Source organism: Pelotomaculum terephthalicicum JT (assembly GCF_022410535.1).
Lineage (GTDB): Bacteria > Bacillota > Desulfotomaculia > Desulfotomaculales > Pelotomaculaceae > Pelotomaculum_D > Pelotomaculum_D terephthalicicum.
Map to the genome: position 1 here is coordinate 63,856 of NZ_JAKNBL010000003.1, position 12,565 is coordinate 76,420.

Genomic DNA, 12,565 nt, shown 5'->3' on the forward strand with positions numbered 1-12,565 from the left:
TAGAATAATTCCATTCGAGGGCATAAACAAAATAGTTACTAAATTCGACCAGCAACCATATAAATGGGACTATTCACATAAAATTTTAATTTCCAGGGAGTTGATCCGAGTTGAAAGTTGAAAGTTACGCGAGTCAGGAACTGGCAAGAGACGCCATGATAAAAAACGCTACTGATTTTTTAAAAAATTATATAAAAGATGCCTCGCTTTTGGAAACTTTGACCAACGCTATTCGGACTAAAGATAACGTCGGACTTGGCGTATGGGATAACCCGGAATTGTCTTCATATGGAACAAACGGGATAGATATTGTCGGAGTGGTATGGACTTATGAGGACGGCAGCGCCAGTGAATTACAAAAACTTGGAGTTAGCTCATCTTCAGAATTTGGGCCGTTTGGCGCGTTATCAAAAGTGAATGAAGCATCAGAAGAGGGATGGGGCAACTGGCGCCTTGGTGCAAGCAGTAAGACCGTCGGGCTACCAAAAGTGGATAGTGGAGATAAGGAATGGCATGGATTTACTACATCAGTGGCTGCTCAAGAATCAAGAGCACCCTACGGACCCGGTGTTGGGTTAGTATGGTACAGTGTCGCGGCTACGGCCGACCAAGAAAAATTTCATGGTGAATGGCTAAAGATAGTAATAGTGCCTACCCCTCTAGGTCGTGTATCTAATCTAAGACCACAGCCGGAGGAAACCGGTAAAACCGGAGAAACATCACAACTAGAAGATATTACTGAAACCGGAGAAGCATTAAAGCAAGAGGGTGCCGGCGAATCCAAAGAAACAACGAAGCAGGAAGAAACCGCTAACCCCGAAGTGGAATTGCAAAGATTGAGAAATATATTTTCAACAATGAAAATGTACACCGAAACAGAAGCACAAATGTTAATTACTCCTGATGCGGATGGAACTGATCCATATAGTCCATTAGATACAATGCTGGAGAAAAGTAACGGGGATAAAATTAACGGAATTGAAGGCGGGTTGCTGTGGAGAGCATATGGAGACGCGGCAATTGCGCAAAAATCATTGTCGAATGATAAGTTAAGCCCGACTTCAGCTAGCCCGCCACAAGCGGAGTAGATGGTATTTGTCGGTGCGAATTTATAGGTATACAACATGCTCAAAAATCATCCATGGCAGGCATACACCTCTGAACACTGTGCGCAAATTTACATATAACGATGATTATATTTATTTGGTGATGGACTTGGAAGATGTATTTAAAAATATATCAGTGAAATTTAGTTTTATTAACGACAACAGAATAATACATACCCTTGAGGAAGATATATCTACCGACAAATCCAAATATGTGAGATTATGTCCTTTTATGAAAATAGATACGCTGGCGGAAAACAATATTAGCGGCGAAATCATCATCAGGTACAACATAGATCAAATATTGCATGGGGATATCGTTGTTGAATTGTCAAAAGACAAAAACAATTACCTGCCAAGCGGTGGTCTTGACGTTCACGTTTAATCACCAGATAAGTTGGACGCTTTTTTTACAACACAGTCCGAGCAAGCAAAAGAAAACGCAGTATAATCATAATATATTTTTCAGTCTTATGGCTTCCTTCTCCGGAATGTGGTTAATCATTAACTTCAACTCCGCCAACTGCCCCCAGGAAAGCGCGGTATCTCTCCTCGCTATATACTCCTTGATCCTCGCCATGGAGAATTCAATATTGTCAATTTCCTGGTGGTCCAGCACAGTAGGCCACCATTTTGCTTTGTTTTCCCAGGTTTCTTCCAATTCATCAGTTCGCGCGTAAGCCTCATCCCATTGATTGCTTTCAAGCCTTTGTTCTATTTGTTCAATATTCCGCATCAATTCGTCGGCGGACGCCTGCAGCCGGTGATTCGTCCAGAATCCCAAGGCGATTACAGCTGTGAAGATGATTAATAAAGCCGACAACAGTCTCATAATTAAAACTCCTGTTAAAAATTATTGGCTCACTTTTGACTTTACCTGATAAAAGAGCTTTCCCTCGGTGTCGAGACTGGCGAAAAGAACTTCCTTAAGGTTGTTCACGCCGAATTTTTTCAACTCTGCTTCCAACCAGTTTTTATCAAGGTTTATTTTAGCCAGATTTTTTTGAAACACGTAGCCGTCAATTACTAATGTAACCGGCATGCCTTCATAGTTCGTCGGCAAATTCATATCCGCCGGTACGACGGGCCTTTTCTGTGATTTTGGAATAACACTTAATTTGCCGCTTGTTTCCAAAATGGCAAACTCCACATCGGCGACATTAGGCGTGTCTTTGGCTCTGAGCTGCTCCAGCAAATCATTGATGTTGTAACGAAGCCGGTATAGTTCTTTCTCAACAATCTTTCCGTTTTCTATCAGCACACTGGGAGTGCCGCAGATTATCCCCCTGGCACGCTCGCTTTTTAAAGCGACATAAGACAGGGCAACCTGGGCCACCAACAAAGTAAAAATCGGGAACAGGCCGCTGGTCAGCGGTACTCCGGTATTTTCCATCGGAATTGCCGCCAAGGCTGAAAGCATAATCACAATCACAAGTTCATATGGCTGGAGCTGGCCGATCTGCCTCTTTCCCATCAACCTCAAGCCAATAACCACCACAGTAAATAGAATTATTGTACGTATAATTCCGAGCAGCATATTATCCTTCCCGCGACTGTTATTTTTCTACATATTATTTCTCAGCGAAATTAATTATATTTTGCCTATTTGTGCCAATATGTTTTATAATATTTCATAAATATAAACCGCACCTTAATTGCCAGGAGGTCCCATATGACTAGATACAAGCTGGCCATCGACACCGGAGGCACTTTTACGGATTTTTGCCTGATGGGGGAAAACGGCGAGTTCCATATCGCCAAAGAACCGTCAACTCCCGCAGATCCCTCCCGGGCCGTGCTGGCGGGGATAAAAAACATCGTGCAAAAAGCAGGGATTGACCCCGGCCAGATTGACTTTATCCTGCACGGCACAACAGTAGCCACCAACGCCATCCTGGAGCGAAAAGGGGCGCGTCTGGCCCTCATTACCACCAGGGGTTTTAGAGATATCATTTATATCGGAAGGCAAAACCGCCCCCATTTATACAACTTCTGGGCTATCAAGCCGCCGCCCCTGCTGCCCCGCCATCTGGTGCTGGAAGTAAACGAGCGGGTATTGGCCGACGGCACTGTGCAGGCCGCTCTTGCGGAAAAAGAAATCCAGTCCGTAATCGTGCAAGTTGAAGAGTCCGGTGTGGAGTCGGTGGCGATTTGCCTGCTGCATTCATATATCAACCCGGTCCATGAAATCACGCTTAAGAACGCCTTAAAACAACATTTGCCGCACCTGTCCGTCACCATATCCTCTGAAATATTGCCTGAATTCAGAGAATACGAAAGAACCAGCACTACAGTGATCAACGCGCTGGTCAAGCCTTTGACGGACAAGTATATCCGCCTGCTGGAAAAAGATTTAACCACCACCGGTGTCAAAAGCGAGTTATTTATTATGCAGTCAAACGGAGGTGTGCTCACCGCTCCCCAGGCGCGGGAGCAAAGCGCCCGCATCGCGCTGAGCGGCCCGGCGGGCGGTGTGCTGGCAGGCGTTTACCTGGCCGGCCTGACCGCCAACAAAAATCTGATCACCGCCGACATGGGCGGCACCAGTATGGATATATGCCTGATTCACAACGGCAAATCGCGTTTCACCACGGAAGGCTCTGTCGGCGGTTACCCGCTGCGGCTGCCCATGCTGGACATTCATACCATCGGAGCCGGCGGGGGCAGCATCGCCTGGGTTGATTCCGGTGGCGCTTTGCGGGTAGGTCCGCAAAGCGCCGGCTCGGTTCCCGGACCCGCCTGCTACGGTCTGGGCGGCGAAGAGCCCACGGTAACAGACGCCAATTTGCTTTTAGGAAGGCTGGACCCGGCCGATCTGACCGGTGTAAAAACGTTAAAACCGGAACTAGCCGCCCGGGCTGTCGGAGAAAAAATCGGCGGTCCTCTCGGACTGACGCTTGAAGAAGCTTCAGAAGGGATCATCAGGGTGGTTAACGCCAACATGGTCCGGGCCATGCGGCTGGTGTCGGTGCAAAAAGGATACGACCCGCGGGATTTCGTTCTGGCGCCGTTCGGCGGCGCGTGCCCTCTGCAGGCTGTGGAACTGGCGCGGGATCTGGGTATTCCCCGCATCATGGTACCCCCCCACCCCGGCGTCGCCTCCGCGTGGGGAATGCTGTCGGCCGATGTGCGGCACGACTATTCTTTAACCCATATTGTCAATCTAACGCCTGCCGTCTGCGCGGAGATCAACGGCGAATTTGCCCGGCTGAACGAACAGGGACGAGAGGATCTGGCCCGGGAAGGATTCGCGGAACCGGAAATGAGCTTCAGCAGGTTTCTGGACATTCGCTACCAGGGACAATCATATGAATTAACTCTCTCCATCCCGGGCAACTCATTGATAGAAGCGGATATCCAAATCATTATCAGGCGTTTTCACCGCCTGCACCAGCAAAACTACGGCTACTGCAGGGAAAAGGCGCCGGTGGAAATCGTTACTTTGCGACTCACCACCGCCGGCGCCCTGCCGAAGATATCACCCCAGCTGCATACCGGAGCCCAAGAAGCAACCGCTTTGGGGACAAGACAGGTTTACCTCTCCGGAGCATACCACCAGGTGCCGGTATACGCCAGGCAGCAGATTGGCCCCGGCTGGCGTGCCGCGGGCCCGGCCGTGATTACCCAGGCCGACACCACCACTTTGCTCTGGCCCGGCGACCGGGTTTACTGTGACCGCTGGGGCAACATTCTCATTGAAACGAAGGTGCGGCAATATGAAGACTAACCCTGTTGCCCTGGAAGTGCTTCGAAACGCCCTGCAGTCAGTGGCGGAAGAAATGGGAGTCACCCTCACCCGCACGGCTCTCTCTCCCAATATCAAAGACCGCCGGGATTGTTCCACGGCAATATACACCCCGGCCGGGGATCTGGTCGCCCAAGCCGAACACATCCCTTTACACCTGGGCCTGATGCCCACTGTAGTAAAAAAAGTGCTGGAAATTTTTCCGCCGGAAAATCTGGCCCCGGGCGACGCAGTAATGATCAATGATCCCTACGTCAGCGGCTCACACCTGCCGGACGTGTGCGTCATCTCCCCCGTTTTTGCCGGGAACCGCCTGCTGGCCATCGTCGCCAACCTGGCTCACCATGTGGACATGGGGGGATCGGTGCCCGGCAGCATGTCCACTTCAGCCACGGAGATTTTCCAGGAAGGCATCAGAATACCCCCCGTGAAAATAAGCAGCAGGGGGCAAATCAACGCCGACATATTAAAAGTGCTGGCTCACAACGTCAGGACCGCCGATGAGTTTTACGCCGACATACAGGCCCAGCTTTCCGCCAACCAGGTCGGATGCAAAAGGCTGCTGGAACTGGAACAAAAAACCGGATCGGAAACCCTGAAAGAATACATGGAAGAAATTATTAATTACACGGAGCGGAGACTCCGGGCGGCGTTAAAAGATATTCCCGACGGCACTTATCAATTCGCTGACTACCTGGAGGGGGACGGTATCAGCAGCGACCTGATCAAAATCACCGCCTCTGTGCGCATCGACGGCGGCGGCATTCAGGTTGACTTCACCGGCACCAGCCCGCAGGTGAAAGGCCCCGTCAACGCCACCAGGGGCGTTGCCCTGGCCTGTGTTTTTTTCGCCGTCAAAGCCGTGGCCGACCCCGAACTGCCCGCCAGTGAGGGCGTAGCCAGGGTAGTGGAGGTGATCACCCCGGCCGGCACGCTGGTCGCCCCCTGTTTCCCGGCGCCTGTCGCGCACGCGAACATCAACACCGCCCAAAGGATCACCGACGTGGTGCTGGGCGCCCTGGCGCAGGCGGTTCCCCACAGGGTAACCGCCGCCGGCACGGGCAGCATGAGCAACTTTACCATTGGCGGCAGGTATGCCGGGGGGCGTTACTATTCATACGTGGAAACATACGGCGGCGGCCAGGGGGCTAAAATTAACCAGGATGGAATGGACGGGGTGCATGTCAATATGACCAATACCATGAACACACCAGTTGAAGTGATCGAAATGAATTACCCCCTGCGGGTGAACAGATACGCTTTAGTCCCCGACACGGGAGGGCCGGGCGAGTTCAGGGGCGGGACCGGCCTGGCGCGCGAGATCACCGTTCTGGAAAAGGCCACCGTGTCCTTAAGCACCGAGAGAAATACCATTAAACCCTGGGGTTTGCAAAATGGGCTGCCCGGCAAGCCTTCCCGTTGCTTCATCGAAATACCGGGCGGAGAACGCGAGGAAATGCCGGGCAAGATCACCAGGGAAGTGCCCGGCGGGACAACCATCATCCTGGAAACAGCGGGCGGCGGCGGCTTCGGGCAGCCTTCAAGGAGAAATCCCGACGCGGTGCGGCAGGATGTTATCGATGGGTTAGTTTCAAAAACCGCTGCTGCGGAAGTATATAATTTAGAGGTATAAGCTTAAGGTCGCCAACCATTTCATCGGGTTCACCCAGCCAGTAAAGAGGAGATTATGTTCGATATCTTGTCTAAAGGCAGTAAAAATTCCACCCCGCCCCGCTCGTAAGCCACCTTGGGCATGCCGAAAACAACTGAAGTGGCTTACATCCTGCGCGATAGTCCTGGCGCCGGCCCGGCGCATAGCCGCCATGCCGTCGGCGCCGTCGCTGCCCATGCCGGTCAGCATGACCCCGACGGCGTTCGCGCCGACGTATTTCGCCACCGATTGGAAGAACACCTCCACCGAGGGGCAGTGTCCGCAGACGTTCTCACCCGGCCAGATAAACGCCGCCGGAGCGGCGCACCCGCATATGGCGGTCACCCGGCGCGATCAGCACCCGTCCCGGCAACACCCTGTCCCCGGTTTTCGCTTCCACATACTTCCATCGCAAAAAATCAGCCTCCTAAACACGTTACGAACCGGACCTGGCCAAGACTTCTTCGATAGTTTGCAGTAGTTGTTCCGGCTTAAATGGCTTAACAATATAATTTTTTGCCCCCGCCTGAACGGCCTCCAGCACCAAATGCTGCTGACTCATGGCGCTGCACATAATAATATTAGCGCCAGGGTCAACACTGCAAATAGCCTTGACACCTTCAATCCCGTTCATATCAGGCATGGTGATATCCATAGTTACCAGATCCGGCTTATGCTGCTTGTATAATTCCACCGCTTCCTGGCCGTTGCCGGCCTCGGCCACAACTTCATAGCCGTTTTTAGACACTATATTCTTTATCATCATCCTCATAAATGCCGCATCATCCACAATCAGAATCCGCTTACCCAATAGACTACCTCCCGCTTTTGATTTATTAAGCTATAATGTGCAAGACACATGCCAAATAGCAAGATATCTTCTCCTCAACAATAACCTCTACCCGGCTAACGCAAAAATAACACCCCGGCCGGGGTGTTCGTCATAATTATTATTAACTTTCCCGGCAACCCGGCGATCTTAGTGCAAATCCAACACCTTAGACCCGTAGTTTTGCGTATATAGCTTTCGCCATATTTGCTCTTATCAGTTAAGTTAAGTTATATATGACTTTTATACTCATGTAAATAGGACTTTTGTCGGATTTTGGCGGATAGAGAAGGCCAAAGCGAAGAGCTCCCGGGTGGGAGGCTCTTCATGTTGGACATCAATTGAAATGCTTTATAACTGATTAGACTGCCCGCGCGAAGTGTATTTAGTGTGCAGCAATTGGTGGGATTTATGCCCCAGCGGCTTCTCTAAATATTCCTTGTACAGCTGCTGGATCGCGGGGTTCTCGTGGGATTTACGCAAGACCATTGCTTCGTCGGCGGTATATATGCCGTCAATCCGCTTTTGCCTGATTTCATAGTTGGTCGGGATGGGCTGGCCGCCGCCGCCGATGCAGCCGCCCGGGCAGCACATGATCTCGATGAAATGATAGTTCGCTTCGCCGGCCTGCAGGGCGTCCAAAAGCTTCCTGGCGTTGCCAAGCCCGTGCGCGACGGCTACTTTTACGTCGAGATCGCCGACTTTGACGGTAGCTTCCTTGACTCCTTCCATACCGCGCACGTCTACAAAATCTACCGACGCCAGGGTATTGCCGGTGACTATTTCATAGACGGTGCGCAGGGCGGCTTCCATCACGCCGCCGGTCGCGCCGAAGATTACCGCCGCGCCTGTCGAAACGCCCAGCGGGTCATCGTAATTTTCTTCGGGCAGCTCGTTGAAATCTATGCCCGCCTGCTTGAGCATACGGCCAAGCTCTCTGGTAGTCAGCGCAACATCCACGTCCTGGTAGCCGCTCGCATTCATTTCGGGGCGCTGCGCCTCGAACTTCTTGGCGGTGCAGGGCATGATCGACACCGAAAAGATATCGGCCGGGTCCACTCCTGCTTTTTCGGCATAGAAGGTTTTGGCCAGGGCGCCGAACATCTGCTGCGGCGACTTGCATGTGGACACATGCGGCAGCAGCGTCGGGTAGAAGTGCTCAATGAACTTGACCCAGCCGGGGCTACAGGAAGTAATTTGCGGCAGGATGCCACCGTTATTAATCCTTTCAAGCAACTCGCTGCCCTCTTCCATAATGGTCAGGTCGGCGGCAAAGTCGGTGTCGAAAACTTTATCGAAACCGAGTTTCCTGATCGCGGCAACCATTTGTCCGGTCGCCACGCTGCCGGGCTCCATACCGAACATTTCACCGATAGCCACACGCACCGACGGGGCGGTCTGGACCACGACATGCTTTTGGGGATCGGCCAGGGCGGCCCAGACTTCTTCAGTCTGATCCCGTTCGTATATAGCGCCGGTCGGGCAAACCAGCACGCACTGGCCGCAGTTTACGCAATTGGATTCGGCTAAAACCATGTCCACGCCCGGCGCGATAACGGTGTCAAAACCGCGCCCCTGCGGGCCGATTGCGCTTACCGTCTGCACCTTTTCACATACCGAGGCGCAACGGCGGCACAGGATGCATTTATCGGGGTCGCGAATTATAGATACGCTGGAGTCATCCATTACGTGCACGGGATTAGCCCCCGAATAACGGACTTCCCGGATTCCGAACGCTTCCGCCAGGGACTGCAACTCGCAATTCTTGTTGCGCACACAGGTCGGACACTCAAACGGGTGGTTGGAAAGAATCAGTTCCAGCGTCATCCGGCGTGAAGCGCGCACCGCCGGGGTATTGGTCAGCACAACCATGTTTTCTGCCGCCGGGGTCACACAAGCTGCCTGCAGCGTGCGGGCGCCCTTGACTTCAACCACACAGATCCGGCAGGCCCCGACGACATTGATATCTTTTAAATAGCATAGGGTCGGTATATTTATATTTACTTTCTTGGCCGCTTCGAGAACAGTTGTGCCCTGTTCCACCTGCACTTCTTTTCCGTCAATTGTCAAAGTAACCATTGGCATTTATCTCACCCCTCCTTCTGCTGTGTTTTGACAGGGTGAATCAAAAAGAAACGCGCATACTGAAGCCGGACAGTGCTTATCCCTGACATGTGCTTCGAGTTCTGGCCTAAAGTAGCGCAGCATACTCAGCACGGGATTGGGGGCAGATTGTCCCAATCCGCACAGCGCGGTGTTCTTAATATAGTCGCACAGCACTTCAAGTGCTTCAATATCTCCGTCTTTTCCCTCGCCGCGGGTAATCCGCTCGAGTATTTCCAACATCCTCTTGGTCCCGATGCGGCAAGGGGTACACTTGCCGCAAGATTCCTCATGGCAAAATTCGACAAAGAACTTGACGAGGTCAACCACACAAGTGTCTTCATCTATTACAGTCAGGCTGCCGGAGCCAATAAGGGTCCCTAATGCGGCCAGCGATTCGTAATCCATACTGACATTAAGGTGCTCAGCGGGAATAAAGCCGCCTACGGGGCCACCTGCCAGCACTGCTTTTAATTTTTTGTTGTTAAGTATTCCGCCACCGATATCAAAAATGATCTCTTTCAAAGGTATTCCCATCGGCACTTCGATCAGGCCGGTGTTGTTCACTTTCCCGGTCAGGGCGAATACTTTTGTGCCTTTGCTCTTTTCTGTGCCCATAGAAGCATACCATGCGCCGCCTTTTAAGATAATAGGGGGAACGCTGGATAATGTTTCTACGTTGTTTATTAATGTCGGTTTACCCCACAGCCCTTCATTGGCCGGGAAGGGAGGCCGCGGCCTGGGTTCGCCGCGGCGGCCCTCGATGGAAGCCAGCAGGGCGGTTTCTTCCCCGCAAACAAAGGCGCCGGCGCCGACCCGGATATTTACCTCAAAATTAAAACCTGTACCTAAAATATTCTCTCCCAATAACCCGAACTCACATGCCTGATTAATGGCATGCCGCAGTTTTTCCACCGCCAGAGGGTACTCGGCCCGGACGTAGATATAGCCCTGATCAGCTCCGACCGCATAGCCGGCGATGGCCATCGCCTCAATAACGGAGTGCGGGTCACCTTCTAAGATTGACCGGTCCATAAAAACTCCCGGGACTCCTTCGTCTCCGTTGCATACCACATATTTTTGCGTTCCCCGGGCTTTAGCGGTAAATTCCCACTTTAAGCCGGTTAAGAAACCAGCGCCTCCCCGGCCACGCAAGCCGGATTTTTTCATCTCAATGATTACTTCCTCCGGTGACATGCTTGACAAAACCTTGGCCAACGCCAGATAACCTTCACCGGCAATATATTCCTCAATATCTTCGGGATTAATAAGTCCGGCATTACGCATGGCAACCTTGGTCTGTTTGGACAAGAAAGGGAGATCCTTCATTAATGTAACAGTTTTCCTGGTATTGGGATCCTGGTAAAGCAAATGCTTTACGATCCGCCCTTTAAGCAGGTGCTCGTTCACGATCACTGCCGCGTCTTCAACCTTAACCCGGCAATACATCACTCCTTCGGGATATACCACGACAAGCGGACCTAGTTCACAAAACCCCATGCAGCCGGTTTCGACAACTTTTATTTCTTCTTCGAGCTGGTGTCTTGTGATGCCTTCTAATATAGCTTCTTTAACGGCGCGGCAGCCTGAGGTAACACATACTGACCCCGCACAAACCAAAACATGTGCCCGGTAATAATGCATATTGGAATCCTCCTCTCACTAATTTCAATTAAGCTTGCTGCATCAGTGCGTATTCCTCAACAACTCTGCCGTTAATAACATGATCAATGACGATCCGCCGGGCTTTTTCTTTGTTTAAACGAGTGTAAATAACCTGGGGCGAACATGGCTTGATTACTTCAAGCATGGGCTCATGCTCGCACATCCCTGCGCAGCCTGCCTGAGTAATAATTACATCGGAAATATTTCTTTTTTCTATTTCATCAATAATTGCCATCATCACATCCCGCGCCCCGGCAGCTATACCACATGTTCCCATATTTACCACAATTGTTGTTTTGTCGCCTATCTGCCGCTCTTTGATTTTAACCAGCGCGGCTTCTTTGAACTTTATCAGTTCATCAACTGACTTAACCCGTTTCATCATCAATCACCGTCTTTCATCTTTACTCTTTTTCTTTGAGCTCATTAATGATTTCCGGGACAAGATCCGGCTCCATCCGGGCACGCGGCTCTGAATTGATTGTAATATTCGGAGCCACGGCACAAGCTCCTAAACACCTGATTAAACCAAGGGAAAACATATTGTCGCCGGTGGTATCATGCGGCTTAATCCCCAGTTCTTTTTCAAACCGCGCCAATACTTGGGGCGCTCCCCGCAAATGACAGGCGGTGCCATTACAGAGGGATATCTCATACTTGCCTTTTGGCTTTGATGAAAAAAAATGGTAAAACGTAATAACTCCATTAATAGCGCTCAAGGGTACATCCATTTTGTCGGCAATGATTAGCTGCACATCTTTTGGCACATAACCGTAATTCTTTTGCACCCAGTACAATATCTCGATTAAATCGTCCTTTTTCCCTTCATGCCGGGCAATCACTCTTCCCAGCTCAGCATCTAGATCACACCGGCACTTGGTGACTGCTGCTTCCATTTGTTTCACTCCTCGCTCTCGGCTATTCGATTTTTATTCTTATCAAATCTTTAACAGCCCTCGTTGATTATCAGGTCATATTTGTTTGCCACAATACTGCTTTCAATGCTACCTCCACTCCTTTGATTTTAAATTATTATAATAATAAATGAACATTCATTAATTTGTCAAGCAATTTAAATACATAACCCCTAGATTCTTTCCATATAATAAGGTGGAAATAAGCCAAAAAAATAAATAAATATTAATTCACATAACAAATAAATTTATGCAATATATTCAGAGCAGAAAGCTAATTACAAAATATTGCAATAGATAGTATCGTTGGATATTGATAATGGAATAGCCTGCATAGTCGCTATGGGTTCTGGGAATCAGTCTGGGGATTTTTAAATAACTAAAAAATCAGTCCTGCGGGGCTGCAGAGGCGGTGATTCCCGACCGGCTTAAAGTGGGAGTTCACCGCCAAAGCCAACGCGATACAAAAATATTGTATAATATCTAAGATATGCAATTAATGTGCCAACATTGAAACCCGCAGCGATATAAATACATTCACAGATAAGCCAC

At 50.5% G+C, this 12,565-nt stretch carries 13 protein-coding genes and 1 riboswitch; of the genes, 4 read left to right on the plus strand and 9 right to left on the minus strand.

Annotated elements, in window-relative coordinates; translation table 11 throughout:
* Positions 1 to 110 precede the first annotated feature (110 nt).
* Positions 111 to 1,088 (plus strand): hypothetical protein, encoded by a 978-nt coding sequence (locus L9W92_RS03880; RefSeq protein ID WP_240082434.1) that lies wholly within the window; start codon positions 111 to 113, stop codon positions 1,086 to 1,088.
* 79 nt (positions 1,089 to 1,167) lie between these two features.
* A complete protein-coding gene (locus L9W92_RS03885; RefSeq protein WP_240082435.1) occupies positions 1,168 to 1,491 on the plus strand; it encodes a hypothetical protein in 324 nt (107 codons plus the stop codon).
* A gap of 66 nt (positions 1,492 to 1,557) precedes the next feature.
* Here the strand turns inward: L9W92_RS03885 and L9W92_RS03890 are convergent, their stop codons facing one another.
* On the minus strand, positions 1,558 to 1,938 hold the full coding sequence (locus L9W92_RS03890; protein WP_240082436.1) for a DUF4363 family protein: 381 nt from the start codon (positions 1,936 to 1,938) through the stop codon (positions 1,558 to 1,560).
* 21 nt (positions 1,939 to 1,959) lie between these two features.
* On the minus strand, positions 1,960 to 2,643 hold the full coding sequence (locus L9W92_RS03895) for a DUF421 domain-containing protein (RefSeq protein WP_240082437.1): 684 nt from the start codon (positions 2,641 to 2,643) through the stop codon (positions 1,960 to 1,962).
* Positions 2,644 to 2,778: 135 nt separating this feature from the next.
* Here L9W92_RS03895 and L9W92_RS03900 point away from each other — a divergent pair, with 135 nt between their 5' ends.
* Together L9W92_RS03900 and L9W92_RS03905 are read left to right on the plus strand one after the other, a co-directional pair.
* On the plus strand, positions 2,779 to 4,833 hold the full coding sequence (locus L9W92_RS03900; RefSeq protein WP_240082438.1) for a hydantoinase/oxoprolinase family protein: 2,055 nt from the start codon (positions 2,779 to 2,781) through the stop codon (positions 4,831 to 4,833).
* Entirely contained in the window at positions 4,823 to 6,484 is a 1,662-nt protein-coding gene (locus L9W92_RS03905; protein WP_240082439.1) for a hydantoinase B/oxoprolinase family protein, read from the plus strand. Before L9W92_RS03900 ends, L9W92_RS03905 begins: the two co-directional genes overlap by 11 nt.
* Here L9W92_RS03905 and L9W92_RS03910 read toward each other — a convergent pair.
* From L9W92_RS03910 to L9W92_RS03935, 7 genes are all read right to left on the minus strand, one after another.
* The gene (locus L9W92_RS03910) at positions 6,473 to 6,847 is read right to left on the minus strand and encodes a chemotaxis protein CheB (RefSeq protein ID WP_240082440.1); all 375 of its coding nucleotides are present in this window, start codon (positions 6,845 to 6,847) and stop codon (positions 6,473 to 6,475) included. The genes L9W92_RS03905 and L9W92_RS03910 overlap by 12 nt on opposite strands.
* Positions 6,795 to 6,917 (minus strand): chemotaxis protein CheB, encoded by a 123-nt coding sequence (locus L9W92_RS18790; protein ID WP_282442287.1) that lies wholly within the window; start codon positions 6,915 to 6,917, stop codon positions 6,795 to 6,797. The genes L9W92_RS03910 and L9W92_RS18790 overlap by 53 nt, the downstream gene beginning before the upstream one ends.
* A gap of 21 nt (positions 6,918 to 6,938) precedes the next feature.
* Positions 6,939 to 7,313: a response regulator gene (locus L9W92_RS03915; protein WP_240082441.1), complete on the minus strand. Its 375-nt coding sequence runs from the start codon at positions 7,311 to 7,313 to the stop codon at positions 6,939 to 6,941.
* Between the two features lie 150 nt (positions 7,314 to 7,463).
* Positions 7,464 to 7,553, minus strand: a riboswitch (cyclic di-GMP riboswitch).
* A 129-nt stretch (positions 7,554 to 7,682) separates the two neighbouring features.
* Positions 7,683 to 9,416 (minus strand): NADH-dependent [FeFe] hydrogenase, group A6, encoded by a 1,734-nt coding sequence (locus L9W92_RS03920; protein ID WP_240082442.1) that lies wholly within the window; start codon positions 9,414 to 9,416, stop codon positions 7,683 to 7,685.
* Positions 9,417 to 11,078, minus strand: a complete 1,662-nt coding sequence (gene nuoF / locus L9W92_RS03925; RefSeq protein WP_240082443.1) for an NADH-quinone oxidoreductase subunit NuoF — start codon at positions 11,076 to 11,078, stop codon at positions 9,417 to 9,419.
* Between the two features lie 28 nt (positions 11,079 to 11,106).
* The gene (locus L9W92_RS03930) at positions 11,107 to 11,484 is read right to left on the minus strand and encodes a (2Fe-2S) ferredoxin domain-containing protein (RefSeq protein ID WP_240082444.1); all 378 of its coding nucleotides are present in this window, start codon (positions 11,482 to 11,484) and stop codon (positions 11,107 to 11,109) included.
* Between the two features lie 19 nt (positions 11,485 to 11,503).
* Positions 11,504 to 11,995, minus strand: coding sequence for an NADH-quinone oxidoreductase subunit NuoE family protein (locus tag L9W92_RS03935; protein WP_240082445.1), 492 nt, complete (start codon positions 11,993 to 11,995; stop codon positions 11,504 to 11,506).
* Positions 11,996 to 12,565: the final 570 nt, after the last annotated feature.